This window comes from Legionella israelensis (genome assembly GCF_004571175.1).
Lineage (GTDB): Bacteria > Pseudomonadota > Gammaproteobacteria > Legionellales > Legionellaceae > Legionella_D > Legionella_D israelensis.
In genome coordinates this window covers 1,910,978-1,936,950 of the sequence record NZ_CP038273.1, presented here as the reverse complement: position 1 = coordinate 1,936,950, position 25,973 = coordinate 1,910,978, and the positions used below count along the sequence as shown (strand labels likewise).

The following is a 25,973-nucleotide window of genomic DNA, read 5'->3' as shown; positions in this document are numbered from 1 at the left end:
CTGGCTATTAAGCCAGGGAGACGGCTTCGATAAAACCCTCTCTTTTTCCCGGAATCGCTGAAGTGGTCATGATATAAAGCACGTTGTCACTACCATGAATACAATCGAAAGGGTGATGACGCGTTTTAATACGCTGAAGGACTTCCCCCTCATCATTGATCTGGATCACTTCATCCCCTCCCGGAGAACTTAGCCACAATGTGTTCTTTAAGCCTGCACAAATTCCGTCAATATAGACCCGCTCAAGATTTAAAGGCACGCCCTGTTCATCAAAACGGACGGTAAAACCCAAATCATCAAATTGCTTTAAAATCCGCCTGTGATTTAAATTTCCCTGTTCATCAATATCAAAAACCGTTAGTCGTGAAGCAAAAGTTTCCGCTACATAGAGCTGCTGATTCTTAATGATAATTCCATTAGGATAGCCCAGTTCTTTTGCTGCATAAGAGAGCTTATGCCCGTCTATTTTAATGATAGGAGAAGAGATAACTTTTGCTTGAGGTCCCGGATAAAATCCGGAGTTGCTTAAATAGATAATGTCTTTTTCACTGACCACCATATCATGGCAGTAACCGGGCGGTGCAAACTCGTTTAGATCGGCATAGGTTTTGATGTCTTTACCATCATAACTTAACAATAAGCGATCAAATAAAGACGTTATTAATAAAGTTCCATCGCTGAGCCAGCCTAAGCCGGCCGGTTTGTCCTTTATTTTAACGATCTCTGTTAATTGGCCCTGTTTATCGGCCTGATAAACTTTTTGATCCCAAATATCCACGAACCAGAGTTTATCTTGATACCAACGACCTGCTTCCGGAAAAAGAAGTCCTTCAATAAAGATGTCTGTATCCGCCATGCTATTCCTTACTATATGGATGAGGTATTTTTAACCCGAATTTTTAACAAAGCATTCTTATTTGATGTAAGCTTCTACCTGTTGAATTCTTTGTTCACGTGTTCCCCAAATCTCAATTAATTTATCAGCATATTTCTCTACGATATCGTAAAGATTTTCCCGATATAATTGCTTAAAATATTCGTCCACTTCCGAGCGGTAACTCACATCCACAGGTCGAATCCCGTCGTCTTCCAGTTCAACAAGGTGCTTTTCAGTAATGGGAATAAAAATCAACAAATCAATATTCTTTAAAGCTTTCCTTGAAGGCTCAATCAGGCTTTCGACAAATTTCAAATCAATATCCGTTTGTCGGTAACGTGCGGTATACAAAGAATAGGCAATATAATCAACGGGACATCGATCAAAAATCACTTGCTCAGAACCTTGATAACTCAATAATCGACTTAAATTATAATAAAATTGTAATCCATTACAAAAACAAGTCGAACTTTTGCCAAATTTTATGTCATAGATATCTCTTAATGCCCGATAAGGCTCTTCTTCACGAATGAAATTTGGAAAATATGAAATAAAATCTTTTACAAAAGTGCTTTTTCCAACAGAATGAGTGCCAGATATAACGATTCGCATGCCAGCTATTTTCTTGATTCACATAAAAACAAGTATAGTCCATTCCCCCCCGGCAAATGTTATAAAGCCAAACATACAATATTATGCATTACTGCACCCCATACCGATGTCTGAAACCTGGGGTGCAGCAAAAGCCGATGAAATAAACCTTATGCACTCGCCAATTCAATAGCAAAAGCCAGAGCAAGTTTGGAGAAGTTGGCCATGTGTTCACGACTCAGTAAGTCCATGGTATCCGATGAAGAATGAATATAAGGATTATGTTCTTCAAAGCTGGTTTCACACGGAAAAGCAGCAGGAATGCCTATGTCATGCCAGGAAGCATGATCGCTACATCCGTAACCACAATGAGAGTATTTAACGGGAACTTTAATGTAAGTTTTGATCAAATCCGCAATAAATGTGCTTAATTTTTTATCGGTATAATCGGTAAATACCCACATGGTAGGATCGTGAGGATCATTTCTAAAACCTGTCATATCCAGTTGAACAACCGCTCTGACAGGAATGGATTTATTCGAGAAATGCTCAACTACATATTGTGAACCCACAAGACCTCGTTCTTCGGCAGAATACCAAATAATATAAACCGGACGGTTTAAAACATTTGTTGAAGCCAGCAAAACCCGGGCAGCTTCCATAAGACTGGAAGAACCACTGCCGTCATCTCCAGCGCCAGGCATACGGCCGTCAAGCGTATCCATGTGAGCGCCGATAACCACAGCCGGAGCCTGAATATCCTTGCCAATCACCGTTACTAAAGAGGGTTGTTTGTAAAAACCGGTTTTGACAAAATAAGCCGCCGTATCCTGGCGTCCATTCTCCACAGCCATTTTTTCAAATTGAGCTTTCAACCATTCAGCCGTTTCAACCCCCGTATTTTTTGTGGCCGAGCGGTTAAAATAAGAAGTTAAATGAGTGAGGGTTTGCCAGATGTTTTCCTCATCGACTTGAGCGATCGCTTCCTTAACCTCTTTCTCATGATGAATTTCATAATTATCCGCCTCGGTTTTAATGCTTTTAACGGAGTGGCGCTGAAGAAGTTTAAGAGCGGCTTGAGGCTTAGCCTGCAATGATTGCTGCAGTCTGTGGGTCACATTAACAAAACGACCGCAACGAACTTCATCAGCCAACCGTGCCAGATTCTCAATCTCATCGGAAGCGATGTCAATGATCTTGTATTGCTTATTTTCAGCGAGTGTCTGGTAAGAGCTTCTGATTTTTGCCGCAAGGCATTGAGGAACTTGTAATTGCTCCCTAATTGGCGTGGATTGCGCCCAGAGAGGTTGAACGATAAATGCCAAACCAGCAACAAGCCCTGTTTTCCATTGGTTAAATTGCATTGCTTCTCCTTGTTTTTTTTACAAAAGCTTTTAGATACTACCTTATGAACATAAGGATGCAAACCAATATTATTATTTATTTTTATATGTGCAGACGTTGCTTTTGCTCATTCAAATCCAATTGATTTATAATCATGATTGAATTTATAGTTGGCTGCAGTCAATATAGGGTTTCAAGTTTTTTCAAGTGACTTTTGTGATAGGCTCACTTTAAAAGAAACCATAGAACCATGTTAATTCTATTGATAAATAAGGAAAAAATATAATTTGCAAACCCACAGTCCAAAACATCTCAAAGAGGGAAAACTTCATGAAAGTAACGTTTAGAGCTCATCACGCTCTGTTATATGCGCTGGCGGTATTAAATACTCAATCGGCACTGGCAGGAGGCCAATCAACCGAACTTTTAAAAAACAAAAGCAGTCGTCATTTATCGGGTTATGTTGTTGCAGTGGGTACAGGTCCGGTCTGGGCTCGGGGCGGCAAAACTCAAACGTTTTACTTACAACCGGACATACAAAAAACCTGGGACGCTCAGAAAACGCATCATGTTCTTGCCAGCGGTGAATTATTTTTAGGGATACAGCGTTCTGTAAGCTCCCTTCTGCTGGGGCAAATCGGAATCGCAGTGGCTGCGACAACCTCCACATGGCTAGATGGTGATATATGGGAAGATGCCGACCCTGAATTTAATAATTTTCGTTACACCTACAAAATCAATCACACGCGAGTGGCGATAAAAGCCAAACTGCTGGCAGATATCAATGACATGGTTCAGCCCTATGTAAGCGCAAGTTTAGGAACCGCTTTTAATCGGGCTTATGATTTCACGGTGACTCCAAAGATTTTTGAAGAAGTGCCGGCACCTCCTTTTAGTAATAACACGAAAAACACCTTTACTTATACGGTGGGCCCTGGTGTACAAAAAGCCATTGACCGTCACTGGCAAGCCCGGCCTCGGTTATGCATTTAGCGACTGGGGTAAAAGTCAGCTTAACCGCGCTCCCGGACAAACGCTAAATACAGGATTGTCGCTTTCTCATCTCTATACGCATGAGGCACAATTTTATTTAAGTTATGTGGCATAGGAAAAACAAGCACGCTTGGTGTTCGTTGTGTTCGAGTTTTTACTCCTTAACAAATTTTTTTATTGATACTTGTTTCCTCTTAATGCTATTGATAATCATTTTCATTTGTTATAAAGTTCGTATTTTCTGCTCTTTTGGAATGCAATGAAAGCAAAAAAAATACCTTTATATCTTCTCATTTTTTTATTGACCTTAGGCGCCAGTGTCACCGTGGGCTTTCTCAGCTTTGGCGGGATGCTTGCTTTATGGCCTATCCTGCCACTTGCTATCGGCGCTTTTGCATTATCCACTTCCTATGAAGGAGAGGTGTATTTTCAAAACATCAAAAATGGATTAAACAAACTTTTTAAACCGGGTTACATCAAACAGGATTTGGCTAAAAAATTTCTACTCAATCATTTTCCTAAAGATAAAAACCGTCCCGAATTTTTTAACGATTACGAAGAACAATTAAAGCGGGTAGAAGCTTTAAGAAAAGCCTATAAAAAAGACAAATCTTTAAAACAAGAAAAAGAGTTGGCAGAAAAAGCCCTGCGCGATATGGACAAATGGTTTGCCAGACAGTTGTTCAGAAAGAAAAAATTAGAGGAGGAAGAAGAGGGTATCACAGAATATCAAAGAGCGCTTTTGGCTTGGCTTAAAGCTAATGGCCAGAACGATATGCAGGCTCTTTACAAAAGACGCTATTATATTAATCAGGCTGCAAAAGTTTTTTCCCTTGTGGCCGGTGTTTTTATGGGCTTGGGCACATCTTATTTATTTGCAGAATCCTTGGCAGCTATGCCTTTGTTATCCGCCTTACTGGCCGGTTCCGTGTTTGGTGGCCCGATTGGCATACTTATTGCTTCTCTAATAGTTATGGCCGGTATCGCCTATGCCGTACAAACTTATAACTCCATCATGGATATGGTGAATAACGAGGTCTTGCAAAAATGGTACAAAAACATCAAAGAAAAACTGAGCGAAGGATTCACCATAGGGAATGTGGTACGTGTTTTAGCGGTTGTCACCTTGGTTATTCTTGCTGTTGCCTTAACGCTCTGTACAGCGGGAACATGGTTTACCATCGCTAAAGCAGCAAAACCTCTTTATACCTGGATGAGCAAAATACCGGGCTTTATTATGGGTATAATAAGCCCTATCGTTCTCGGCTTGTCTACTGGGGTATTTTGCTTAAACAACAGTTACGAAAGTTATACCGAACTTGAAGAATTGACGCATAAAGATGAAAACGAAAAGCATAAAAGCGGCTTCTTCGGTAAGATCAAAGAAGGCTTTAAAAATCTGCGCGAAAGAGAAAACTGGCTGCAATTGTTTAATCCATTCAGACTTTTGTTAAAAATCACCGTAACCCCGATTCGTATTCTCCTTTTTTTAGGGCATTTGACCAGCATCGGTGTTAATGCTGATCGCGTGCCCGGCATACCTAACATCCTCACGGCTCTTTTAGGTGTCATCGCGGAAGGGTTTGAAGATTTACATTATTTTATGGATTTAGGTGGACATCATCATCACCATGGTGAAAAATCAGCCGATGAACTAAGGAGAGAACATCTGGACGCTCAGGCTGGACATGATCACAGTCATGATATTCCAACACAGATTGTGAAGTTCATTTTTTCACCGCTTTATTTCTTATCTGCCGTCTGGGACTGGGCAACGAGCAAACTGAATACGGAAGATAAAAAACTCAGTTTTGTCGATGCTTGTAAAAGGCAGAGATTATTTATTTTTGATTATTTTCCTGATTTATTCTCTTCCCACCCGCCGTCTAAAACTGCAGAAAAAAATGAAGTCGAAAACGCTTATCCAGTGACTTCTACAAACTGGAAGCTGGTGCATGCTCAATACCGTATCGAGCGATATGAAGAGAAGCATTTCAATAAAACACTGGTTGGTCGCAGCACGGCTAAAAGCAAAATAAATGAACTCCACCAATTAAAAAATGAACTGGCGGGATTGGAAACAAGTGAAGAAGCGCACGCCCTACACAATATGTTAACCGAAGCCAAGGATAAGCCTGTGTATAATCAGCATCGCTGGTTTTCTTCTCCAAAAGAAACGAGCACACAACGTTTTATTAACGATCTACCTCAACGTATCGGCGCTCCTGCTGCATAACGGATCTTAAAGCCCAAGGATGGGTAACCGCTGAACCCCTATATTGGCAGTAACACAAACGTATGAACAAGGAGCAGGGCAAACTCACATATTGGGACAGACTCAATCAACCTGCTTTTCCTTGAGCAAATTTTTTAAACCAGACAAATGAGTTTTTGCCAAGGCTTTTGAGCGTTCTTCGTTTCGCTCACCCAAGCGGCCAAACCACTCCAGGCTGTCTTGAGGTAATTCTTCCAGAAATCGACTGGGCAGGCTATCCTGTAGCTCCCCGTCTCTTCTTCTTTTTTTAGCCAAAGTCATGCAGAGTGTTTTTTGTGCTCGGGTAATTCCTACATAGGCTAAACGCCGTTCCTCTTCTATGTGCCCGTCCTCAATACTCACTCGATGAGGCAGCACATTTTCTTCCATGCCGACGAGATAAACAAAGGGAAACTCAAGCCCCTTTGAAGCATGAAGGGTCATCAATTGAACCCTATCTACATCCTGTTCATCAGACTGCTCCAGGATATCGATCAGGATAAGTGTATTGATAACATCGGCTAAGGTGTTTTCCGGTTTTTTATTGAACAAACGCCCTACCCACTCGACTAATTCCCAGACATTCTCCATCCGTTTCTGTGCTTTAGCCGGTGTTTCGGCTTGTTCATAAAGCCAGGCTTCATAACCACTGTCCTCAACCATTTGCCTTAATTGCTCAGCTACATACATTGTATCGAAAGAGCGCTTAATGTTTTCCAGCCATTGTTTAAACTGCTGTAAAGCCATGCGCGGCTTATCAGCCATGAGTTCGGATAAGGCCAGATGGTCACAGCTTTCATAAAGACTTAAATGTCTTGATTGAGCATAATGTCCCAGTACATTTAAGCTGGCCTCGCCTATGCCTCGTTTTGGCGTATTAATGATCCTTAAAAACGCCGCATCATCCTTTTCATTTACTAAAAGCTTAAGATAAGCAAATATATCCTTCACTTCTGTTCGTGAAAACCAGGATTGCCCCCCATTGATGCGATAGGGAATGCCTTGCTGCCTTAAGATTTTTTCAAAAACACGCGATTGATGATTCCCTCGATAAAGAATTGCATACTGACCATAACAAGCTCCTGTACGCAATTTGTGGCTAATCAAATCTGCTGTCACTTGTTCCGCCTCATCCAGCTCGTCTTTGCAACTCAGTACACGCAATAATTCACCGTGCCCCAAATCACTCCAAAGTTTTTTAGTAAAAAGATGGCGATTATTAGCGATCAAATGGTTAGCAGCATGTAAAATTCGTCCTGTTGAGCGATAATTTTGTTCCAGCTTAATGACTTTAAGCTGAGGAAAATCATTCTTGAGCTGAATGAGATTTTCTGGTCGAGCACCTCGCCAGGCATAAATGGATTGATCATCGTCTCCAACCACTGTGAATTGCGCTTTTACCCCTGCCAGCAGTTTAACGAATCGATATTGACTGCTGTTGGAATCCTGATATTCATCAATGAGCAAATAACGTATTTTATTTTGCCAATACTCGAGAACTTCAGGACATTTCGCTAAAAGTTGAACAGGCAATCCAATTAAGTCATCAAAATCAACTGCATTATAAGCACGCAGGCTGCTCTGGTAAAAAGGATAAATATGTTGCGCTTCTTCAGCAACAACATGTTCTGCTGTAACATCTTCAGGACTGAGCAAATCATTTTTCCAGCCAGAGATCTGCTGTTGAATTTGCATTAAGTAATCTCTGTCTTTAGCTCGCCCGGAAGGCAAGTATTTTTGTAATAAATGTAAACAATCTTCACTGTCGAAAATGGTAAATCCCTTTTTTAAACCACAGAAGGCAGCATTTTTTTTGATGATATCAAGTCCCAGGCGATGAAAAGTCGCAACCTTTAAGCCTCGTCTGTGCTTGGCATCCAACAGAGCATTGATGCGCTCTCTCATCTCATTAGCCGCTTTGTTGGTAAAAGTAACCGCACAAACTGAACTGGCCGGATAACCACAATCTTCAATTAAATAAGCTATTTTCTGTGTAATGACTCTGGTTTTTCCACTACCTGCGCCCGCCAGTACCAGCAAGGGTCCCTCAATATAGGTCATTGCTGCTCTCTGTTGGGGATTTAGCATCTTTTACTCGTGCAAAAAAAGAACATTATCCCTTGTTCATTTCTCATGTGCAATGGAGAAAGTAAGGAATTTTAGCTATAAATCGTATAAAATAGCCTGCTTATTCTACACTAAGATTTAAATGGCTCATGTGACACAGCTTCGTCTTTTACATTTCCGGATAATTTATGCAATACACTGATACTATACAAACTTTTATTTTTGAACATGCCAGCATTCGCGGTGAAATCGTTCGTATTGAAGAGACTTATCAAGCGATTATCCATCAACATCATTATCCTCCTTTGATAAATCATTTGCTCGCTGAAGCGGTTTTATCTTGTCTTCTTTTAGCAAGCAGCATCAAATTTGAAGGTGAATTAAGTCTGCAATTCCAAGGGGATGAACGACTCTCCTTATTACTGGTGCAATGTAATCATGAACGGCAAATTCGCGCTTTTGCCAAATTTAAAAAAGCGATGGATATCAAAGACTATGCCGCTGCTTTTCTACAGGGAAAAATGGTATTAACACTTAATCAATATCACCAAACCCAGGCTTATCAAAGTGTTGTGCCCCTCCATAGCACTTCCATGAGTGAAAATATTATGCATTATTTTGCTCAGTCTGAACAATTAGCTACGCGGGTGTGGTTGGCTGTCGGCAAAGGAAAAGCGGCTGGTATGATGCTTCAGCTTATGCCGGATCAAAATACAGAACAACGTGAGCAATTTTGGGAATATGCCGTTCAGCTTGGACAAACCGTTTCAGAAGAAGAATTATTAAATCTTGATAATCCAACTTTATTATATCGTCTTTATCATGAAACTGATCTTCGTCTGTTTGATAGCAGGTGGATTTCCTTTAAATGCCGCTGCAGTCAAGACAAAATGAAACAAGTGTTATCCATTCTTGGGGAAGAGGAAGTTCAGTCTTTGTTAAAAGAAAAAGGCAAAGTGGTCGTGACTTGCGACTTTTGTAATCAAGAATACAGTTTTGATGCCATTGATATTGCCATGTTATTCCATAACAAATAACTGTTTCTATATCTTCTGACCTATATTCTGCAGTGGAAGGTGGGTTCTGACGAGCGTATCAACACAAAAAATTGCCCAATTATTGGGCAATGCTTGATGATTAAGTATATACTTAATATAAGAAGCGGCGGGGTATTCAATGAAATTCTACAGGATTTTACTGATATTTACATTCATAACCTCTTTTGCCACAGTTGTATCTGCTGATAATTTGGCAAAGTATAAGTATTGCCACGCAAAATATCAGGACTTAAATGCGCGGCAAATGCATCTCGAGCGCTTAATAAAAACCGTTCGTTTTCATGCCATAGCTTTTAAGAAATACAATGATTTCAAACATGAAAATTTAGCCAATTTTCATAAAGAACATTATCACTCTCTACATCAAATCCTTCAGCAGCAAAAACAACAGTTCAAAGAACTGCAGGAAAACTATAACAATGAATGCAACTCCATCACAGAGCCGACTTTACATATCATGAATCATGAACACAAAGAAATTATATCTCCTATCTAGGGCCATCATGAACGTTCATTGAATTGGCGACTCGGGATAATTTGAAGATTTATTGCTCAATTCTTTTTTCGAGATACCTCCGCGCATTGCCTGTAGTATTTTTTGCAAATCGATAAACTGATCACTCAGCTGAAAATATAAATCTGAGCCGGGCTTATCCTGCAATTCACTCACGGTTAAATAGGCCATTTGCCCCATATCAATAAAATAATCAATACTTACTCTGCGTCGTTGCGCCATGCCAGGAAATAATCCACAAAAGAGTAAACTTTTATCTCCCACATCCCGCAATAACTCAACTTGCTGTTTGCCCGTGCGTTTCATTGAATTCAGAAAATCCATTGCCAAAATGGAATCAATTAATCTTGAACCTAAAGAAAAACGCATGAGTAGAAATACCAGATAACTTTCCGTGTTTTCATTAAGGATTAGACTTGTTTCAGCTTGCGCTTCATTCACCAAGGCGTACCATTGACTTGTATCAGTAGGATGCAAAACCAACTTATCCATACAGCCCCTCTCTTTTTTTACCCATTCTTTATCCTAATTCTAGCAAAAATTAAGCTAAGGTAATGACATGAACCCTGCCATATCATAATAAGTTCAAGAAAAATAAATAAAAATGTTTTAATTTTTTCATGATTGACTTATAATTTTGCATTTTATTGTCAGCGAGTGAGACTATGAGACCCTCTACCTTACTAGGCACTTTATTAATACTTCTTTTTACGACAGCCTGTGGTGCTGTGCAAATAAAAGTTCAGGGCTTGGAGCATTTTCCTGTAAATGCCAATTTTGAAATAACTTATACGCTTTATACTAATTGCGATAACAAAGGGAGTCAGTATCAATGCAGTGAAAGTAATTCCCACGGCTTTGTCCCTGTTGAAAATTTAAAACCACTGCTTGCTGTCATTGGACGCAGATCGGATACCTTTGATCATAACCATAGCATCCCGTATCGCGATTCAACCCTGGCTTTACGTCTTGAAAACGCTGTAAATACCTGTCAAGTCGTATTAACCCAAAAAAAATCGGTGAATATTTATTTTCAACCTGATGGTTCCTGCAGTTACTGAGATTCAGAAATAAAGACACGATTTGAGCAAACGTACAAAATCCTAGTTACAGCTAACTGAAGGGCTACAAGCTCATCTTGTTGAACTGGTATGAATCAATTTTCTAATTTTTTAACCGAGTAGATCATTGCGTATTTGGATAGACGGCGATGCCTGCCCGAATCAAATAAAAGATATTTTGTTTCGGGCGGCAATTCGCACAAAGACTGAGGTTATCATCGTTGCTAATCACACCATCTCTATTCCTTCATCCCCTTTTATCAAACGATTGCAGGTAGAGTCAGGATTTGATGTAGCTGATAACAAGATTACAGAAAATATTCAGCCCAATGACTTGGTGGTGACAGCAGATATTCCACTGGCAAGCGAAGTAATCAATAAAAAAGGGATTGCATTAAATCCTAGAGGTGAGTTGTATACAAAAGCAAATATCAAGCAAAAACGTGCAATGCGTGATTTTAACGAGTCCTTAAGGGAAAGCGGTATGATTAGCGGCACAGTAGCAAAGCTAAGCTCAGCAGATATTAGGAGGTTTGCAAATAACCTTGATGCGTTTCTCAGTAAATATATTGAGCCAAAATAAATATACTCATTCTGTTACAGTTTCGTCTTTTTTGCATTTACGCGCACTTTGGAATTTTAAACCGTGCTTAAAATTCCAAAGTGCGCCGACGTAAAATGAAAATAAATGTCGGATTGTGAAACTAAAAAACAATTCGGAAAAAGCTTGCAGCAACGCTCATTTCACCAAATATTCACAGAGTTATCCACTGATTTTGTGGATAACAAGTAATTCTCATTTGATGAAAAATAGAACGCGAATGTAAACCTCCCTTTTTTAGTGCCAGTTATAATTAGAGTTTTCCGACCTGTTTTTAATCAATCTGTAATCCAAAGGTGACATATCACCGAGTGATTCATGTGGTCTTTCTTCGTTATATTCTTTCATCCAATTTGTGGTAATATCACGTACCTCATTGAGACTTCTAAATAGATAAAAATCCAATATTTCATTCCGATAAGTTCTATTGAACCGCTCCACAAATGAATTTTGAGTTGGCTTTCCCGGCTGAATAAACTCAAGAATAACACCATGCTTTTCTGCCCAATCCGCTAACGCAAGGGAAATAAACTCAGGTCCATTATCAAGTCGCAACCTTGCAGGATATCCTCGATTGGCGGCAATATGGTCAAGTACCCGAATAACCCTTAGAGCAGGCAAGCTCAAATCAATTTCAATTGCCAAAGCTTCCCGATTAAAATCATCTACCACATTAAAAGTCCTGAATCTTCTGCCGCAATTGAGGGCATCACTCATAAAATCAGCTGACCATGTATGGTTAAGGGAATCAGGCACAGCAAGAGGTTCCGGGTGACGGGAAGCTAATCTGCGTTTTCCTTTTCGCCTTATATTTAACTTCAACTCACAATAAACACGGTATACTCTTTTATGATTCCAGGAGAAACCTGCCTGCCGCAATTTGATAAACAACTTCCTGAAACCATAACGCGGATAGTGTTCGGTTATGGTCACCAATTCTTTTATCACCGCTTCATCCTTATCCATCGCCGGCTGATAGTAGTAAGCTGTACGACTTAAGCGTAATACCGAGCAGCTTCGCCTGAGACTCAGACCATGTTCCTGCACCAGATAATCAGCCATTTCCCTCTTTTCAGCCGGCTTCAAAGCTTTTTTTCTATAACATCCTTCAGTGCACGGTTTTCCAGAGACAAATCAGCAAACATCCGTTTCAGCTTTGCATTTTCTTCCTCAAGTTGCTTCATGCGTTTAATATCTGAGGCTTCCATCCCACCGTATTTTGCTTTCCAGTTGTAATAGGTGGCATCGGATATCCCATGTTCCCGGCATACATCCTTTACCAATCGTCCTACTTCAACTGATTTTAATATGTTTAAAATTTGATTTTCTGTAAAGCGACTGCGTTTCATCGTTCCTCCTCTTTTTTGCTTATTATGCCGGAGAAACTCTAATTGAAAATGGTGCTATTTTAAGGGAGGGTTACACGAAGCCTTGGTGGCTCTGATGTTTTAGAAATAACTAGAGCAAATCGGTAAAAATCAGGGTGCCTAATAAATAGACTTATCCACAAGAATAATGATTTTCATTTTCGCAGCAGGCCCAGGTAACTGATAGGCTTGAATAAATAACAGCCACGGCAATCTATCGAAGTGGGAAGAGCTCCATATTAAGTAAATTATCAACCTTTATAATTATGAGCCATGGCTTCCAACTTATTGATATCAGAAGAGCAAAGATAATCCTTCATTTCATTTATTTTTTCTTCTGGCCAATCATAGATTTTAAGCGCTAACAATCGCTCTATTGTTTCATGATCAAACCGACTTTTGACAAGTTTCGCAGGACTCCCTGCCACAATAGTGTAGGGTTCAACATCCTTTGTTACTACCGCATTAGCAGCTATAATAGCTCCCTCGCCTATTTTGATCCCCGGCATTATCATAGCTCTCATTCCTATCCACACACCGTCACTAATCACAGTATCACCACGAGAATCATACGATTCGGCATACCTATCGTCAAAAGGATATAAAATAAACCAATCCACTCGATGATTATTGTTGCCGCCAAGCATGATAACAGCTTCCGCTGCGATACAAACATAATCACCAATATATAAGTGATCTATTTCCCATCGAGGCTCCCAATGAGCCAGGCTATATTCATCTCCATAAAGATAGCGCACGACGGACTCTTCGAAATTTCCTGTCCATGCATTAGAGTAATAACTATGTGTACCTTTAATATGGATATTTGGATTTTTAACGCTTTGATGAAGAAATTCTATCTTAGACCAGTGCTTCTTTACCATTTTTTTCTCTCATGTAGTCATTAAAACGAGCATTATATATTTTAACCATATCACTTTTTACAACCATTTTTCCCCGGACCACATGGATTGAGCAGATTTTGAAGTCTGGTCATCATAATGCAATTAACACGATTACTGATTTCCTTCCTGACGGGGTTCATTAAAAAATGGAAAAATTAATAAACTGCGATTAACAGTAGCAAAAAAATTTATGTAAAAGGCTTTTCCTGTTCAGAATCTGATTTCAGAGATTTCTGGCTCCACCCAACTTTGAGTAAAGGTCCATACAATAATAGTGCAACTATCCACGCATCAACCACACCCTCTAAATGCTAATTTATTCTCAGTCCAATGCCTCATCCATATGCATCTGTTAAGGTATAGAAACTACAATTTTTCCTGTTGCATGATGAGTTTCACTTTTTTGATGTGCCTCAGCAATCTTTTCTATTGGATAGATACTGTCAATATGAGTTTTAAGTTTGTTATCTTCAATTAATTTCGTAATAAAGTCCAAATCAGCTTTATTTGCCTGCATAAAAATAATTTTTGCTTTTTGCGAAGTAAATCTGCTTAAAAAAAGATAAAAAACAAGAAATAAAGAAGGCAGTGTAGTAACATAAGTTCCATGTGCTGTTAGGTGTTTTTTGGCCTTTTGATAACTATGGGCTGCTACACAGTCATAAATAAGGTCGTATTTTTGTTCTTCTACAAAAACATCTTGTTTTTTGTAATCCACGACCTCATCCGCTCCCAAATTTTGCACAAAAGGTACATTTGGCGTGCTGCATACACCAGTTACATGTGCGCCAAATCCTTTAGCAATTTGAACAGCAAACATACCTACCCCGCCTGAAGCTCCAATAATGAGTGCCCTTTGCTTAGCTTTTAAAGCTCCCTTGTCTCTTAAACCTTGTAAAGCTGTAAGCGCGGATAAAGGGACGCTGGCGGCCTCTTCAAAGGTCATTGACGTAGGCATTTTTGATACGTCATTTTCTTTAAGGGCGATAAGTTCAGCATACGTTCCGCCGCTTTTTTTATTCGAACAACCATAAACCTGATCGCCCGGTTTTAATTTTTGAACATTTTTGCCTACGGATTGAACTTCACCTGCAAAATCAAACCCTAAAATAACAGGTAGCTTCACAGGATAAACCCAACGCATAGATCCTGAGCGTATTTTCCAATCGATAGGATTGACACTGCATGCTTTGATACGAATTAAAACGTCATCGTCGGCCACCATTGGATCAGGCACATCTTTCAGCACTAATTGATTCGTACCACCATAGCTATCAACAGTTATCGCCTTCATTGTTCTCAACCAATATTATTCATTGTCACTTAATGTACCAACACTTATTATAAATACCAAGCTTAAGATAGAAAAAATTTTCAATGAAGTAGTACAGATGAAGTGAATAAATGACTGAATTTGAAATTTTTTATAACGAAACAACTGGTCATTTCTTGAGCCTCAGTAAGACATTTTTTCTCACTTAGTGAATCTTTTTGGAAGGGGTAGAAGATAAAAAAAAGCCCGCTGTTTACGGGCTTCAAATAAATTTATAACTGTTTAATCCATCTGTGGGATAGAGGCTCATTTTGTGCCCTCTATAAAAATTTATTGGTTCCTATTAATATTAAAAAAACCGAGCATCATGAATTAAGCTTCGGACGAGCTTTCATCAATCTCAGTTGGTCTGTCGATAAGTTCAACAATAGCCATAGGAGCATTATCTCCAGGTCGGAAACCACATTTAATCACTCTTACATAGCCTCCTGGACGCTCAGAATATCGTGGACCTAACGTTGTAAATAATTTTCCGACGGCAGATTTTGATCGTAATGTATCAAAAACATATCTTCTGTCAGCAACTGAATCATTCTTGCTTCTTGTAATTAACGGTTCAATATATTTTCTTAATTCTTTCGCCTTAGGAAGTGTAGTCTTAATCAGCTCATGCTCAATTAAAGAGCAGCACATATTTGAAAACATTGCTTTTCTATGACTGCTGGTGCGACTAAAACTACGACCTGAATTACGGTGACGCATGACAAAACTCCTACTATTACTCGCCTAGATTTTCTGGCGGCCAATTCTCAAGCTTCATACCAAGTGACAAGGAACGTGACGCTAGCACATCCTTAATTTCAGTAAGTGATTTTTTACCTAAGTTAGGTGTTTTCAGCAGTTCATTTTCTGTTTTTTGAACTAAATCACCAATATAATATATATTTTCAGCTTTTAAACAATTTGCAGAGCGGACAGTCAATTCTAAATCATCAACTGGACGCAGCAATACCGGATCAAACTCATTCTTCTCTTTGCTTTCCTTTCTGGACTCTTCAAACTTCATGTCTACGAATGCATGAAGTTGCCTTTGAAGAATGGTTGCTGATATACGTATAGCTTCTTCCGGATCAATTGTACCATTGGTTTCCAAATCAATGGTCAGTTTATCCAGATCCGTTCTGTTCTCAACACGGGCACTGTCAACATAATAAGCCACTTTTTTAACTGGAGAAAAAGTATTATCAATTTTTAAATGCCCTACGGCTTTCTTCACAATTTCATCATCAAGACCACGAATAAAAGTGTCCGTCGTGTGAAAGCCTACGCCTTTCTCAATTTTTAAGGTCATATCCAACTTACCGTTTTCATTAAGATTAGCAATAATTAAATCAGGGTTAATAATTTCGACACCATGTGTAGCCTGAATATCACCAGCGGTGACCGGCCCTGGACCTTCTTTACTTAATTTGAGGCTGACATCACGGTCGGTATTTAATTTCACAGCAACTTGTTTAAGGTTCAGCAAGATATCAACCACATCTTCTTGTACACCTTCAATTGTACTGTATTCGTGCAACACGCCCTCAATTGAAGCTTCAGTTATAGCACTTCCTGGCATGGAAGATAACAAAATTCTTCGCAAAGCATTACCTAAAGTGTGACCGTAACCACGTTCTAAAGGCTCTAAAACAATTTTAGCATGATAAGGTGACTCCGATTGCACTTTCAGCACAGTAGGTGTCAGCATTTCGTTTATTTCAGTATACATTCGGCTATGTCTCCGAGCTTACTTAGAGTAAAGTTCTACAACCAAGTTCACGTTGTAGTCAGACGATAAATCACCTAATGAAGGAGCCGTCGAAAAAGTCCCTTTTAAAGAGGACGGATCAACCGAAATCCATTCACAGGGTGCCCGCTGTTCAGAAAGTGCAACAGCAGCCTGAATGCGGCCTTGTTGTTTTGCTTTCTGGCGAACACTTACCACATCACCGGGCTGAACAAGATATGACGGGATGTTAACCACCTCATCGTTAACTAGAATTGCCTTATGTGAAACAAGTTGTCGAGCTTCAGCTCGAGTACTAGCAAAACCCATGCGATAAACCACATTATCAAGTCGTCGCTCAAGCAATTTCATTAAGTTTTCACCGGTTGAGCCCTTCTGTCTGGCTGCCGTTTTATAATAATTTCTAAATTGCTTTTCCAGAACACCATATAAACGACGTATTTTTTGTTTTTCACGAAGCTGCAATCCATAATCGCTGAGTCGCGGCTTTTTATCACCATGTTGTCCCGGTAATTTTTCTGCTTTGCATTTGGATTTATGATCACGCACCCCGCTTTTGAGCAGAAGATCTGTTCCTTCACGGCGTGACAATTTACATTTTGGTCCTAGATATCTAGCCATTATTACTCCCGAATCTTATACACGACGTTTTTTAGGAGGCTTGCAACCATTGTGTGGTATGCCTGTAACATCGGTTATTTCAACAATTTTGAAATTCTGTGAAATCAGCTCACGTATTGTGGATTCTCTACCAGGACCTGGTCCACGTACAAATACAGCGATAGAATTCATGCCAAATTCTTTAGCCATCGCAGAAGCACGCTCTGCTGCCACCTGAGCCGCGTAGGGCGTGCTTTTCCGAGAACCTCGGAAACCGGAGCCTCCGGCTGTTGCCCAGCATAACACATTTCCTTGCCGATCAGTAAAAGTCACAATAGTATTATTAAAAGAAGCATGCACATGCACAATACCATCAGATACTACACGTTTCGTTTTTTTACGTGTTTTTTGTTTTGTTTTTGATATAGCCATCTCTTATTCCCAAATAATAATTCGATTACATCAGCCTTTTCGTCGGCCTTTACGCGTGCGGGCATTTGTTTTCGTTCTTTGACCACGTAGAGGTAATCCACGTCTATGTCTTAAGCCTCTATAGCAACCCAGATCCATCAGTCGTTTTATATTCATGGTAACGATTCGTCGCAAATCACCCTCTACTGTCAATTTGTTGATTTCATTTCTTATGGAATCTAACTCTTCTTCTGATAACTCAGCCACTTTTCTTGAAGGGTCTATTTTTAATGTTACACACAGTTTATTTGCTGTCGATCTGCCAATACCATAGATTGATGTTAATGCAATCACCACATGCTTATGATCCGGTATGTTTACTCCCGCAATACGCGCCATTTGTTTCTCCGAACGTTGTTTTATTCTGCCCAGAAAGGGACAGAAGAATACTAGTTTCAATTAATAAAATCAAGAAGTCTTCAACCTTGTTTCTGCTTATGTCTCGCATCTTTGCATATTACACGTATGGTTCCGCTACGTTTAATAATCTTGCAATGACGGCAAATACGCTTGACGGATGCTCTTACTTTCATTTCTTAACTCCAAAAATATTCATAATAAACCAGGCAGTTTTGTACCTTTTACATTGGCTTTTTTCATTAAAGAATCATATTGTTGGGTCATTAAATGGGCCTGAACCTGGGCAACAAAGTCCATAATAACAACGACAATAATTAATAATGAGGTACCACCAAAATAAAATGGCACATGCCAAGTGTACATTAAAATCTGAGGCAGCAAACAAACCAACACAAGATATAAAGCACCTATTAAAGTTAATCTTGTCATGACAGAATCAATATATTTTGTGGTTTGTTCTCCAGGTCTTATTCCTGGTATGTAGGCTCCAGATTTTTTTAAATTATCTGCAGTGTCTTTAGGATTAAATACCAGTGCCGCGTAAAAAAATGCAAAAAATACGATAGCCAATGCATAGACAATCAAATACAACGGTTGTCCAGGCGAAAGCGCCATTCCAACATCTGATAACCATGCCATCCCCCGAGTATTAGAGAAAAACTGAGCCAACGTTGCAGGCAATAATATAATACTCGATGCAAATATGGGTGGAATAACACCCGACATATTTATTTTCAATGGTAAATGACTGGTTTGTGCTGCGTAAACTTTTCTTCCTTGTGTACGTTGAGCATAATTTACGCGTATTCTCCGTTGCGCCCTTTCAACAAATACAACAAAACCAGTAACCGCCACAACGACTGCGGCGATAACTATCAAAGTTAGGGCCTGCATCTGCCCTTCTTTCACTTGCTGCATGACAGAACCTATAGCATTTGGCATACTGGATACAATACCTGAAAAGATGATTAAAGATATACCATTGCCAATACCCTTTTCAGTTATTTGCTCCCCTAACCACATTAAAAACATGGTGCCGGTTACCAAAGTGCTTACAGCAGTGAAATAGAAGGAAAAATCCGCCTGTAATGCAATTTGCTGACCTGCAAGCCATCTCGCCATTCCCAATGACTGAAAAACAGACAAGACTAAAGTTAAGTAACGTGTATATTGATTTATTTTTCGTCTGCCAGATTCACCTTCCTTTTTAAGCTGCTCGAGTTTAGGCGATACTGCCGAAAATAACTGTATGATAATTGACGCTGAGATATAAGGCATTATACCTATAGCAAACACAGTAACCCGGGATAACGCGCCTCCCGAAAACATGTTAAACAAACCAAAAATTGTGTTTTGTTGTTCCTTAAAAAAATTAGCCAATTTGGTTGGATCAAGACCAGGAACTGGAATATGTGCACCTAATCTGTATATCAATATGGCTATAACGACAAACATCAGGCGGGATTTTAATTCAGATAATCCTCCCTGTGATCGACTGCTTTTTTGGCTTTTCATAATCACTCTTCTATGCTGCCGCCCATTTTTTCAATGATCTCTTTGGCGCCTTTAGTAACTTTTAACCCTTTTAATTTTACAGGCTTATTCAATTCTCCAGACAAGATTACTTTAACCTGCTTAATTGATTTATTGATAACACCTGCACTTTTAAGCGAATCAAGTGATACAACATCAGCCTCTATTTTTGCCAACTCATCAAGAGTAACCTGATCTATAGAGTGGCTAATTCTGGATTTAAAGCCCATCTTAGGCAGACGTCTTTGAATTGGCATTTGGCCGCCTTCAAAGTTGATCTTATGGTATCCGCCAGAACGTGATTTTTGTCCTTTATGCCCCTTGCCACTTGTTTTTCCAAGCCCGGAGCCTATGCCTCTGCCCAAACGTTTTCCAGATGAACGAGAGCCTGGTTCAGGCGTTAAACTGTTTAATTTCATTGCCCACTCTCCTCAACAAGAAGCATGTAATTAATATGATTAATCAGACCTCGGATTGCAGGAGTATCTCGATGATATACGCTTGAATTTAATTTCCCGAGACCAAGTTGTTTAGCCATCAATTTATGCTTTGGTTTTCGACCTATAAGGCTTTTTTTCAAAGTAATTTTTATTTTATTTTCCATTATTAACCTGCCATCACTTCTTCGACTGTCTTACCACGCTTAGCAGCTACATAGTCGGGTGTACTCATATTTTTCAGAGCACCCACGGTTGCACGTACAATATTGCTTGGATTAGTGGAGCCAATACTTTTGGCCAAGATATTATGTACACCAAGTACTTCAAGCACCGCTCTCATCGCACCACCAGCAATAATCCCAGTTCCCTCACTGGCTGGTTTCATAAACACCTTAGATGCGCCATAGCTCCAGGTAATTTCATGCTGTATCGTGCTGCCTGCCAAAGAAATGTAAACCATATTTTTCTTTGCTTGATCCATTGCTTTTTGGATGGCAATGGGAACTTCACGAGCTTTTCCGCGACCAAAGCCAATTTTACCTTTTCCATCACCCACAACGACTAAAACAGCAAAACCAAACACACGACCGCCTTTTACTACTTTAGCTGTTCTGGTCACAGACACTAATTTTTCCTGGTAACCATCTGTTTTAGTTGTATCTTCAAACGCCATAACCGTTCCTTAAAAATTCAAACCAGCGTCACGAGCACCATCTGCGAGCGCTTTCACGCGACCGTGGTATCTATAACCTGCTCTATCAAATGCCACTTTTTCAACACCGTTTTCAAGAGCTCGTTTACCTAGCAATTTTCCAACCATAAATGACTGGTCAACTTTTTTCTTACCAACCAACTGAGTTTTTAACTCTTTATCAATGCTAGAAGAAGCAGCTAATACCTTATTGCCTTTGGTATCATCAATGACAATTTGGGAATAAATATGAGAATTACTTCGGTATACTACAAGCCTTGCACACTCTGTTAGATTTATTCTTGCCTTAGCCTTTAATCCACGTCTTCTGCGTGATTGATATTTATTCATAATTTATACCTTATTTCTTTTTCGCTTCTTTTCTGGCGATTATTTCACCCGCATACTTGATGCCTTTCCCTTTATAAGGTTCTGGTGGTCTGAATCCACGTATATTAGAAGCAGCCTGACCTAATATTTGTTTATCGATACCACTTAGTATAATGGTGGTGTTATTAGGGGTTTCTGCTTTGACTCCTTGAGGCAAGACATATTCTACTGGATGCGAGTAGCCTAAAGATAAAGTAATGGATTTGTCTTTTGCCTGTGCACGATAACCCACTCCAACCAATTCTAAAGTTTTGGTGAAACCATCTGTCACGCCACGAACCATATTGTTCACCAGCGCACGTGCTGTCCCGGCTTGAGCCCATGCATTTGGATCTTTTGAAGCAGGATGAAACAAATACTGTTTTTCATTATCGCTATTTTTATTTATGCGCACCAACTTATTAATTTTTTGGGTTAGTGTGCCCTTTGGTCCCTTTACCGTCACCAGATTATCTTTTATCAAAACTTCAACATTTGCCGGTAAATTTATAGGCGCTTTCGCTACTCTTGACATATTGATCCTCGCCCGTATTAAGCTACTTCACAAAGTATCTCACCACCAACACCTTTGGTTTTAGCTGAGACATGTGTCATTACACCACTGGATGTCGATAAGATTGAAACTCCGAACCCAGGGATCGATGTTAACTCCTTACAAGATCTATATACTCTCAGACCAGGTTTACTGATTCGTTGAATGCGTTCAATAACCGGTCTTCCTTGATAATACTTGAGCTTAAGGGTAATCATTTTTATATTGTTGTTTAATGATTCCACATGATAACTTTCAATATACCCTTCTTCCTGCAGTACACGAGCGATTTCTTCTTTTATCTTTGAAGATGCTAACGTAATGTACTGGTGCTTAGCCTGCTGCCCATTTCTTATTCTGGTCAACATATCCGCTATAGGATCATGCATACTCACAATCATTCTCCAAAAAAGTTTGTTACCAGCTGGATTTTCTACCACCAGGTACATTTCCAGCCATAAGTTGTTGTCTTAAACAAATTCGGCAGAGCTTAAATTTACGATAAACAGCGTGCGGTCTACCACATTGTTTGCAACGAGTATTAAGCCGTACCGGATTAGAATTAACTGGTAATTTGGCTAATTTGGCCTGAGCATCCATTATTTCATGCATATCATCAGACGATTTAATCAATTCTTTAAGTTCACTTCTGCGCTTTTGATATTTAGCTACTAACTTTTCTCGTTTTTGTTGCCGCGCAATCATTGATTTTTTAGCCACATTATCACCCTTTATTTTTATCTCTGTCTTTAAGTGGAAGGTCAAAGGCTTCTAATAAAGCTTTTGCTTCTTCATTTGTTTTTGCCGTGGTGGTAATACATATATCCATTCCACGTATTGTATCTGTCTTATCAAAATCAATTTCAGGAAATACTATCTGTTCCTGAATGCCCATGCTGTAATTTCCTGTGCCATCGAAAGATTTCGGGTTCAGCCCACGGAAATCTCTTACACGAGGAAGAGCAACGGAAATAAGCCTATCAAGAAACTCGTACATTCGATCGCTTCGCAAAGTAACCTTACAACCTATTGGCCAACCTTCTCTGATTTTGAACCCAGCAATGGATTTCCTTGCTTTAGTAATAATTGGCTTTTGTCCGGCAATTTTGGTCATATCCTCAAGAGCATGATTCAATACCTTTTTATCGCCAACAGCCTCACCAACTCCCATGTTAAGTGTAATCTTACTGATTTTAGGCACTTCCATTACACTGCTGTAGCCGAATCGCTTCATCATCATGTCGACTACATTTGTTTTGTAATATTCTTTTAGTCTTACCATTACATTCACCAATTATACCAGATCGATAATTTCATTATTTGATTTGAAATATCTTACTTTATGTGGGATCCCATCTTTTTCAATATATTTAAAACCTACTTTATCAGCCGCATTTGTGGTCGGATTATAAAGCGCAACGTTTGATACATCCAAAGAAGCTTCACGAGTGACTATTCCACCTTTCTGATTAAGCTGTGGATTTGGCCGTACGTGTTTTTTTATTAAATTTGCACCTTCAACAACAACTTTATTTTCTTTTCGGCTTTTTACTTTACCCACATGCCCTTTGCTTTTTCCTGTAATAACGATAACGGTATCACCTGTTTTTATACGTTTCATAATTATTTCCTCCCTACAACACTTCAGCAGCCAGAGAAATAATTTTCATGTATCGCTCTCTAAGCTCACGAGTCACTGGCCCAAAGATACGAGTGCCAATCGGCTCATTTTGATTATTTAATAAAACTGCTGCATTGCCATCAAATCGTATCAGGGAACCATCATCTCTTCTCACCCCTTGACTAGTGCGGACAACAACGGCATTCATAACAGCGCCTTTTTTAACTTTGCTTCTTGGTATGGCATCTTTTATGCTCACTTTAATGACATCACCAATCCTGGCATAACGTCGGTGCGATCCTCCCAGCACTTTGATACACATCACTTTACGTGCGCCACTGTTATCGGCCACGTCAAGCACGGTTTGCATTTGTATCATTCTAAAACTCCAGCTCTAATATCGACCTGCAAAGGGTTGCTGATTATATCAGCCCTTTGAACAATTTTAAAGTAAATCAATGTTATTTGTTTAAGAAATTACTTCTACTAACATCCAGTTCTTTGTTTTGGAAATAGGTCTGGATTCACGTATTTTAACTACATTTCCAATTTTACATATTTGATTTTCATCGTGGGCATGGAGCTTAGTATTTCGCTTAATCATTTTACCATACTTTGGATGCTTTACAGTACGCTCAACCAATACAACGATGGTTTTTTCCATTTTGTCACTAACAACTTTTCCAATGACAGTTCTGGCGTTGGTTTCACTATTTGACATTGCTGTTACCTGCTTTTTCAGTAAGTATTGTTTTAACTCTTGCTACTGTTCTACGTGCTTGATGAATAAGATGAGTTTTATCTAAAGTTCCATTCGCCTTTTTCATTCTCAAATTAAACTGTTGTTTTCGCAATGACAATAACTCTTCGTTTAATTCATCAATTGACATTTCTCTAAGTTCAGACACTTTTTTCATTACATCACCTCGCGTTCTTCAAATATGACTTTGAAAGGTAATTTTGATTTAGCAAGATTAAATGCTTCAATAGCCAGTTCTTTACTAACACCTTCCATTTCAAAAAGAACTTTACCAGGTTGAATTTGCGCCACCCAATATTCTACATTTCCCTTTCCCTTTCCTTGTCTTACCTCGAGAGGCTTTTGGGTGATCGGCTTATCCGGGAAAACACGAATCCATATTTTCCCACCTCTTTTTATGTGTCTTGTCATAGCTCGTCGGGCAGATTCAATTTGTCTTGCAGTTAATCGCCCACGCTCTATTGCCTTAAGACCAAATTCACCGAAACTAATTTTATTGCCTCTCTGGGCAAGACCTCTATTACGGCCCTTCATTTGTTTTCGGTACTTAGTACGTTTTGGTTGTAACATGATTATAAATCCTCAGTCATTTATTGCTATCAGAGCTACGTTTCTTTTGAGGGAGTATCTCGCCTTTAAAGATCCAAACTTTGACGCCAATAATTCCATAAGTCGTCTTGGCTTCAGCCGTACCATAATCAACATCCGCACGAAAGGTGTGCAAGGGAACACGCCCTTCTCTGTACCACTCGCTGCGGGCAATTTCAGCACCACCTAATCTACCACTAACACAAATTTTAACGCCTTTTGCACCTGCCTTCATAGCTGAAGACACAGCTCTTTTCATAGCACGTCGGAACATAACCCTCTGCTCAAGTTGTTGTGCAATGCCTTCAGCGACAAGTGTTGAGTCAAGCTCAGGTTTTTTTATTTCTTCTATATTTAAATGGACTGGCACACCTAATTTGGCGGAGATCTCACCACGCAAGGATTCAATACCACCGCCTTTTTTTCCAATAATGACACCAGGTCGAGCAGTAAATATGGTTACAACGGCATTGTTTGCAGGCCGTTCAATTAGTATTCGACTCACTGCGGCTGAAAGAAGTTTCTTTTTCAGCTCTGACCTCAGTTTAATATCCTGTATCAAAAGGTCAGCATATTTTTTGCCTGCAAACCACTTTGAATTCCAATCTTTAACAATACCAAGACGTATGCCAGTAGGGTTTACTTTTTGTCCCATTATTATTCCTCATCAGACACTTTTATAGTGATATGACACGTGCGTTTCATTATTCGATTTGCACGACCTTTAGCGCGCGGTCTAATTCGTTTTAATGTTGGAGCCTCATCAACGCAAACCATACCCACTTTTAATTCATCAATATCAGCACCTTCATTGTTTTCAGCATTTGCAATTGCTGATTCCAACAACTTAAGCATCAGTTGCGCGCCTTTTTTGGGTGTGAACTTGAGCACATCAAGTGCCCCTGACACCTGCATATTACGTATCATATCCGCAATTAATCTGCATTTTTGTGCAGACAGTGGTGCATTTTTTAATTTTGCAGTTACTTCCATCTCAGCCTCTTATTTACCTTTGGTCTTTCTGTCACCAGCATGACCTTTAAAAGTTCGAGTCATGGCAAATTCACCTAGCTTGTGCCCTACCATATTATCAGTGATGTATATAGGCACATGGTCTTTACCATTATGAACCGCTATCGTTAAATCTATCATTTCTGGAACAACAGTAGAGCTTCGGGACCACGTTTTTATTGGTTTTTTAGATTTAGCTTGAACTGCCATTTCAACTTTTTTGCTCAAATTTGGGTCTACATATGGACCTTTACGAATAGAACGAGCCACCTTACTTTCCTC

37 protein-coding genes are annotated in these 25,973 nt (G+C 39.5%); 6 read left to right on the top strand and 31 right to left on the bottom strand.

All coding sequences use genetic code 11. The annotated features are described in order from the left end of the window. Positions 1-7 precede the first annotated feature (7 nt). From E4T55_RS08810 to lapA, 3 genes are all read right to left on the bottom strand, one after another. Positions 8-856, bottom strand: coding sequence for an SMP-30/gluconolactonase/LRE family protein (locus E4T55_RS08810; RefSeq protein ID WP_058501380.1), 849 nt, complete (start codon positions 854-856; stop codon positions 8-10). A gap of 57 nt (positions 857-913) precedes the next feature. Next, the gene (locus tag E4T55_RS08805; RefSeq protein WP_058501379.1) at positions 914-1,489 is read right to left on the bottom strand and encodes an AAA family ATPase; all 576 of its coding nucleotides are present in this window, start codon (positions 1,487-1,489) and stop codon (positions 914-916) included. Positions 1,490-1,638: 149 nt separating this feature from the next. Then, entirely contained in the window at positions 1,639-2,832 is a 1,194-nt protein-coding gene (lapA, locus tag E4T55_RS08800) for an aminopeptidase LapA (RefSeq protein WP_058501378.1), read from the bottom strand. Positions 2,833-3,142: 310 nt separating this feature from the next. Between lapA and E4T55_RS08795 the strand changes: the two genes are divergently transcribed. Both E4T55_RS08795 and E4T55_RS08790 read left to right on the top strand, forming a co-directional pair. Further along, a complete protein-coding gene (locus tag E4T55_RS08795) occupies positions 3,143-3,805 on the top strand; it encodes an outer membrane protein (protein WP_058501377.1) in 663 nt (220 codons plus the stop codon). A gap of 259 nt (positions 3,806-4,064) precedes the next feature. After that, the gene (locus E4T55_RS08790; protein ID WP_058501376.1) at positions 4,065-6,041 is read left to right on the top strand and encodes a hypothetical protein; all 1,977 of its coding nucleotides are present in this window, start codon (positions 4,065-4,067) and stop codon (positions 6,039-6,041) included. 102 nt (positions 6,042-6,143) lie between these two features. Here the strand turns inward: E4T55_RS08790 and E4T55_RS08785 are convergent, their stop codons facing one another. After that, positions 6,144-8,147, bottom strand: a complete 2,004-nt coding sequence (locus E4T55_RS08785) for a UvrD-helicase domain-containing protein (protein WP_058501375.1) — start codon at positions 8,145-8,147, stop codon at positions 6,144-6,146. A 167-nt stretch (positions 8,148-8,314) separates the two neighbouring features. Between E4T55_RS08785 and hslO the strand changes: the two genes are divergently transcribed. Next, entirely contained in the window at positions 8,315-9,163 is an 849-nt protein-coding gene (gene hslO / locus E4T55_RS08780; RefSeq protein WP_058501374.1) for an Hsp33 family molecular chaperone HslO, read from the top strand. A gap of 139 nt (positions 9,164-9,302) precedes the next feature. After that, positions 9,303-9,680 carry a hypothetical protein gene (locus E4T55_RS08775; RefSeq protein ID WP_058501373.1) on the top strand — a complete coding sequence of 126 codons (378 nt, stop codon included), beginning with the start codon at positions 9,303-9,305 and terminating at the stop codon, positions 9,678-9,680. A gap of 15 nt (positions 9,681-9,695) precedes the next feature. On the opposite strand, the gene E4T55_RS08770 is transcribed toward E4T55_RS08775, so the two are convergent. Continuing rightward, the gene (locus E4T55_RS08770) at positions 9,696-10,190 is read right to left on the bottom strand and encodes a hypothetical protein (protein WP_058501372.1); all 495 of its coding nucleotides are present in this window, start codon (positions 10,188-10,190) and stop codon (positions 9,696-9,698) included. A 173-nt stretch (positions 10,191-10,363) separates the two neighbouring features. Between E4T55_RS08770 and E4T55_RS08765 the strand changes: the two genes are divergently transcribed. Beyond that, a complete protein-coding gene (locus E4T55_RS08765; protein WP_058501371.1) occupies positions 10,364-10,759 on the top strand; it encodes a hypothetical protein in 396 nt (131 codons plus the stop codon). A 127-nt stretch (positions 10,760-10,886) separates the two neighbouring features. Beyond that, positions 10,887-11,342 carry a YaiI/YqxD family protein gene (locus E4T55_RS08760; RefSeq protein WP_058501370.1) on the top strand — a complete coding sequence of 152 codons (456 nt, stop codon included), beginning with the start codon at positions 10,887-10,889 and terminating at the stop codon, positions 11,340-11,342. A gap of 255 nt (positions 11,343-11,597) precedes the next feature. Here E4T55_RS08760 and E4T55_RS08755 read toward each other — a convergent pair. The 26 genes from E4T55_RS08755 to rpsS form a co-directional block, all read right to left on the bottom strand. Further along, a protein-coding gene (locus E4T55_RS08755; protein WP_242604080.1) for an IS3 family transposase occupies positions 11,598-12,709 on the bottom strand; the annotation gives its coding sequence in 2 pieces (ribosomal slippage) (positions 11,598-12,457 and positions 12,457-12,709; 1,113 coding nt in all). Positions 12,710-12,978: 269 nt separating this feature from the next. After that, on the bottom strand, positions 12,979-13,611 hold the full coding sequence (locus E4T55_RS08750) for a CatB-related O-acetyltransferase (RefSeq protein ID WP_058502188.1): 633 nt from the start codon (positions 13,609-13,611) through the stop codon (positions 12,979-12,981). 373 nt (positions 13,612-13,984) lie between these two features. Beyond that, on the bottom strand, positions 13,985-14,926 hold the full coding sequence (locus tag E4T55_RS08745) for an NAD(P)-dependent alcohol dehydrogenase (protein WP_058502187.1): 942 nt from the start codon (positions 14,924-14,926) through the stop codon (positions 13,985-13,987). Between the two features lie 351 nt (positions 14,927-15,277). Continuing rightward, positions 15,278-15,667: a 50S ribosomal protein L17 gene (gene rplQ / locus E4T55_RS08740; RefSeq protein ID WP_058502186.1), complete on the bottom strand. Its 390-nt coding sequence runs from the start codon at positions 15,665-15,667 to the stop codon at positions 15,278-15,280. A 16-nt stretch (positions 15,668-15,683) separates the two neighbouring features. Further along, complete coding sequence (locus E4T55_RS08735) at positions 15,684-16,676, bottom strand: DNA-directed RNA polymerase subunit alpha (RefSeq protein ID WP_058502185.1); 993 nt, start codon at positions 16,674-16,676, stop codon at positions 15,684-15,686. A gap of 18 nt (positions 16,677-16,694) precedes the next feature. Then, the gene (gene rpsD / locus E4T55_RS08730; protein WP_058502184.1) at positions 16,695-17,315 is read right to left on the bottom strand and encodes a 30S ribosomal protein S4; all 621 of its coding nucleotides are present in this window, start codon (positions 17,313-17,315) and stop codon (positions 16,695-16,697) included. Between the two features lie 15 nt (positions 17,316-17,330). Continuing rightward, on the bottom strand, positions 17,331-17,726 hold the full coding sequence (gene rpsK / locus E4T55_RS08725; protein WP_115325331.1) for a 30S ribosomal protein S11: 396 nt from the start codon (positions 17,724-17,726) through the stop codon (positions 17,331-17,333). A 30-nt stretch (positions 17,727-17,756) separates the two neighbouring features. After that, the gene (rpsM, locus tag E4T55_RS08720; protein ID WP_058502183.1) at positions 17,757-18,104 is read right to left on the bottom strand and encodes a 30S ribosomal protein S13; all 348 of its coding nucleotides are present in this window, start codon (positions 18,102-18,104) and stop codon (positions 17,757-17,759) included. Between the two features lie 80 nt (positions 18,105-18,184). Continuing rightward, the gene (rpmJ, locus tag E4T55_RS08715; protein ID WP_082636545.1) at positions 18,185-18,298 is read right to left on the bottom strand and encodes a 50S ribosomal protein L36; all 114 of its coding nucleotides are present in this window, start codon (positions 18,296-18,298) and stop codon (positions 18,185-18,187) included. 19 nt (positions 18,299-18,317) lie between these two features. After that, positions 18,318-19,640, bottom strand: a complete 1,323-nt coding sequence (gene secY / locus E4T55_RS08710) for a preprotein translocase subunit SecY (protein WP_058502182.1) — start codon at positions 19,638-19,640, stop codon at positions 18,318-18,320. 2 nt (positions 19,641-19,642) lie between these two features. Then, positions 19,643-20,077, bottom strand: a complete 435-nt coding sequence (rplO, locus tag E4T55_RS08705; protein ID WP_058502181.1) for a 50S ribosomal protein L15 — start codon at positions 20,075-20,077, stop codon at positions 19,643-19,645. Further along, positions 20,074-20,262, bottom strand: a complete 189-nt coding sequence (rpmD, locus tag E4T55_RS08700; RefSeq protein ID WP_058502180.1) for a 50S ribosomal protein L30 — start codon at positions 20,260-20,262, stop codon at positions 20,074-20,076. The genes rplO and rpmD overlap by 4 nt, the downstream gene beginning before the upstream one ends. A gap of 2 nt (positions 20,263-20,264) precedes the next feature. Next, complete coding sequence (rpsE, locus tag E4T55_RS08695) at positions 20,265-20,771, bottom strand: 30S ribosomal protein S5 (protein WP_058502179.1); 507 nt, start codon at positions 20,769-20,771, stop codon at positions 20,265-20,267. A gap of 9 nt (positions 20,772-20,780) precedes the next feature. Further along, positions 20,781-21,140 (bottom strand): 50S ribosomal protein L18, encoded by a 360-nt coding sequence (gene rplR / locus E4T55_RS08690; protein ID WP_058502178.1) that lies wholly within the window; start codon positions 21,138-21,140, stop codon positions 20,781-20,783. 10 nt (positions 21,141-21,150) lie between these two features. Beyond that, entirely contained in the window at positions 21,151-21,693 is a 543-nt protein-coding gene (rplF, locus tag E4T55_RS08685) for a 50S ribosomal protein L6 (protein WP_058502177.1), read from the bottom strand. A 17-nt stretch (positions 21,694-21,710) separates the two neighbouring features. Next, positions 21,711-22,100, bottom strand: coding sequence for a 30S ribosomal protein S8 (gene rpsH, locus E4T55_RS08680; RefSeq protein WP_202967192.1), 390 nt, complete (start codon positions 22,098-22,100; stop codon positions 21,711-21,713). 28 nt (positions 22,101-22,128) lie between these two features. Beyond that, positions 22,129-22,431, bottom strand: a complete 303-nt coding sequence (gene rpsN / locus E4T55_RS08675) for a 30S ribosomal protein S14 (RefSeq protein ID WP_058502176.1) — start codon at positions 22,429-22,431, stop codon at positions 22,129-22,131. Positions 22,432-22,435: 4 nt separating this feature from the next. Further along, positions 22,436-22,993, bottom strand: coding sequence for a 50S ribosomal protein L5 (gene rplE, locus E4T55_RS08670; RefSeq protein WP_058502175.1), 558 nt, complete (start codon positions 22,991-22,993; stop codon positions 22,436-22,438). Between the two features lie 12 nt (positions 22,994-23,005). Further along, complete coding sequence (gene rplX, locus E4T55_RS08665) at positions 23,006-23,332, bottom strand: 50S ribosomal protein L24 (RefSeq protein ID WP_058502174.1); 327 nt, start codon at positions 23,330-23,332, stop codon at positions 23,006-23,008. Positions 23,333-23,345: 13 nt separating this feature from the next. After that, positions 23,346-23,711, bottom strand: a complete 366-nt coding sequence (rplN, locus tag E4T55_RS08660; protein WP_058502173.1) for a 50S ribosomal protein L14 — start codon at positions 23,709-23,711, stop codon at positions 23,346-23,348. A 90-nt stretch (positions 23,712-23,801) separates the two neighbouring features. Then, complete coding sequence (rpsQ, locus tag E4T55_RS08655; RefSeq protein WP_058502172.1) at positions 23,802-24,053, bottom strand: 30S ribosomal protein S17; 252 nt, start codon at positions 24,051-24,053, stop codon at positions 23,802-23,804. Then, on the bottom strand, positions 24,043-24,249 hold the full coding sequence (gene rpmC / locus E4T55_RS08650; protein WP_058502171.1) for a 50S ribosomal protein L29: 207 nt from the start codon (positions 24,247-24,249) through the stop codon (positions 24,043-24,045). The genes rpsQ and rpmC overlap by 11 nt, the downstream gene beginning before the upstream one ends. Further along, complete coding sequence (rplP, locus tag E4T55_RS08645) at positions 24,249-24,662, bottom strand: 50S ribosomal protein L16 (RefSeq protein ID WP_058502170.1); 414 nt, start codon at positions 24,660-24,662, stop codon at positions 24,249-24,251. Before rplP ends, rpmC begins: the two co-directional genes overlap by 1 nt. A 16-nt stretch (positions 24,663-24,678) precedes the next feature. Then, positions 24,679-25,335: a 30S ribosomal protein S3 gene (gene rpsC / locus E4T55_RS08640; protein ID WP_058502169.1), complete on the bottom strand. Its 657-nt coding sequence runs from the start codon at positions 25,333-25,335 to the stop codon at positions 24,679-24,681. A 2-nt stretch (positions 25,336-25,337) separates the two neighbouring features. Continuing rightward, on the bottom strand, positions 25,338-25,673 hold the full coding sequence (gene rplV, locus E4T55_RS08635) for a 50S ribosomal protein L22 (RefSeq protein WP_058502168.1): 336 nt from the start codon (positions 25,671-25,673) through the stop codon (positions 25,338-25,340). Between the two features lie 9 nt (positions 25,674-25,682). Next, positions 25,683-25,961 carry a 30S ribosomal protein S19 gene (rpsS, locus tag E4T55_RS08630; protein WP_058502167.1) on the bottom strand — a complete coding sequence of 93 codons (279 nt, stop codon included), beginning with the start codon at positions 25,959-25,961 and terminating at the stop codon, positions 25,683-25,685. Between the last annotated feature and the right edge of the window lie 12 nt (positions 25,962-25,973).

What these genes read in the sequence shown, in the direction of transcription:
- rpsC (WP_058502169.1), bottom strand. Translation starts at nt 25,335, where the DNA reads ATGGGACAAAAAGTAAACCCTACTGGCATACGTCTTGGTATTGTTAAA.
- rpsM (WP_058502183.1), bottom strand. Translation starts at nt 18,104, where the DNA reads ATGGCGCGTATTGCGGGAGTAAACATACCGGATCATAAGCATGTGGTG.
- rpmD (WP_058502180.1), bottom strand. Translation starts at nt 20,262, where the DNA reads ATGGAAAATAAAATAAAAATTACTTTGAAAAAAAGCCTTATAGGTCGA.
- E4T55_RS08785 (WP_058501375.1), bottom strand. Translation starts at nt 8,147, where the DNA reads ATGCTAAATCCCCAACAGAGAGCAGCAATGACCTATATTGAGGGACCC.
- rplV (WP_058502168.1), bottom strand. Translation starts at nt 25,673, where the DNA reads ATGGAAGTAACTGCAAAATTAAAAAATGCACCACTGTCTGCACAAAAA.
- rplF (WP_058502177.1), bottom strand. Translation starts at nt 21,693, where the DNA reads ATGTCAAGAGTAGCGAAAGCGCCTATAAATTTACCGGCAAATGTTGAA.
- rpsK (WP_115325331.1), bottom strand. Translation starts at nt 17,726, where the DNA reads ATGGCTATATCAAAAACAAAACAAAAAACACGTAAAAAAACGAAACGT.
- rpmJ (WP_082636545.1), bottom strand. Translation starts at nt 18,298, where the DNA reads ATGAAAGTAAGAGCATCCGTCAAGCGTATTTGCCGTCATTGCAAGATT.
- rplE (WP_058502175.1), bottom strand. Translation starts at nt 22,993, where the DNA reads ATGGTAAGACTAAAAGAATATTACAAAACAAATGTAGTCGACATGATG.
- rplP (WP_058502170.1), bottom strand. Translation starts at nt 24,662, where the DNA reads ATGTTACAACCAAAACGTACTAAGTACCGAAAACAAATGAAGGGCCGT.
- E4T55_RS08805 (WP_058501379.1), bottom strand. Translation starts at nt 1,489, where the DNA reads ATGCGAATCGTTATATCTGGCACTCATTCTGTTGGAAAAAGCACTTTT.
- rpsH (WP_202967192.1), bottom strand. Translation starts at nt 22,100, where the DNA reads ATGCATGATCCTATAGCGGATATGTTGACCAGAATAAGAAATGGGCAG.
- rplX (WP_058502174.1), bottom strand. Translation starts at nt 23,332, where the DNA reads ATGAAACGTATAAAAACAGGTGATACCGTTATCGTTATTACAGGAAAA.
- hslO (WP_058501374.1), top strand. Translation starts at nt 8,315, where the DNA reads ATGCAATACACTGATACTATACAAACTTTTATTTTTGAACATGCCAGC.
- E4T55_RS08745 (WP_058502187.1), bottom strand. Translation starts at nt 14,926, where the DNA reads ATGAAGGCGATAACTGTTGATAGCTATGGTGGTACGAATCAATTAGTG.
- E4T55_RS08750 (WP_058502188.1), bottom strand. Translation starts at nt 13,611, where the DNA reads ATGGTAAAGAAGCACTGGTCTAAGATAGAATTTCTTCATCAAAGCGTT.
- rpsQ (WP_058502172.1), bottom strand. Translation starts at nt 24,053, where the DNA reads ATGTCAAATAGTGAAACCAACGCCAGAACTGTCATTGGAAAAGTTGTT.
- E4T55_RS08775 (WP_058501373.1), top strand. Translation starts at nt 9,303, where the DNA reads ATGAAATTCTACAGGATTTTACTGATATTTACATTCATAACCTCTTTT.
- rpsE (WP_058502179.1), bottom strand. Translation starts at nt 20,771, where the DNA reads ATGGCGTTTGAAGATACAACTAAAACAGATGGTTACCAGGAAAAATTA.
- E4T55_RS08770 (WP_058501372.1), bottom strand. Translation starts at nt 10,190, where the DNA reads ATGGATAAGTTGGTTTTGCATCCTACTGATACAAGTCAATGGTACGCC.
- E4T55_RS08765 (WP_058501371.1), top strand. Translation starts at nt 10,364, where the DNA reads ATGAGACCCTCTACCTTACTAGGCACTTTATTAATACTTCTTTTTACG.
- rplQ (WP_058502186.1), bottom strand. Translation starts at nt 15,667, where the DNA reads ATGCGTCACCGTAATTCAGGTCGTAGTTTTAGTCGCACCAGCAGTCAT.
- rplO (WP_058502181.1), bottom strand. Translation starts at nt 20,077, where the DNA reads ATGAAATTAAACAGTTTAACGCCTGAACCAGGCTCTCGTTCATCTGGA.
- secY (WP_058502182.1), bottom strand. Translation starts at nt 19,640, where the DNA reads ATGAAAAGCCAAAAAAGCAGTCGATCACAGGGAGGATTATCTGAATTA.
- E4T55_RS08735 (WP_058502185.1), bottom strand. Translation starts at nt 16,676, where the DNA reads ATGTATACTGAAATAAACGAAATGCTGACACCTACTGTGCTGAAAGTG.
- lapA (WP_058501378.1), bottom strand. Translation starts at nt 2,832, where the DNA reads ATGCAATTTAACCAATGGAAAACAGGGCTTGTTGCTGGTTTGGCATTT.
- rplR (WP_058502178.1), bottom strand. Translation starts at nt 21,140, where the DNA reads ATGAATAAATATCAATCACGCAGAAGACGTGGATTAAAGGCTAAGGCA.
- rpmC (WP_058502171.1), bottom strand. Translation starts at nt 24,249, where the DNA reads ATGAAAAAAGTGTCTGAACTTAGAGAAATGTCAATTGATGAATTAAAC.
- E4T55_RS08795 (WP_058501377.1), top strand. Translation starts at nt 3,143, where the DNA reads ATGAAAGTAACGTTTAGAGCTCATCACGCTCTGTTATATGCGCTGGCG.
- E4T55_RS08790 (WP_058501376.1), top strand. Translation starts at nt 4,065, where the DNA reads ATGAAAGCAAAAAAAATACCTTTATATCTTCTCATTTTTTTATTGACC.
- E4T55_RS08810 (WP_058501380.1), bottom strand. Translation starts at nt 856, where the DNA reads ATGGCGGATACAGACATCTTTATTGAAGGACTTCTTTTTCCGGAAGCA.
- rpsD (WP_058502184.1), bottom strand. Translation starts at nt 17,315, where the DNA reads ATGGCTAGATATCTAGGACCAAAATGTAAATTGTCACGCCGTGAAGGA.
- rplN (WP_058502173.1), bottom strand. Translation starts at nt 23,711, where the DNA reads ATGATACAAATGCAAACCGTGCTTGACGTGGCCGATAACAGTGGCGCA.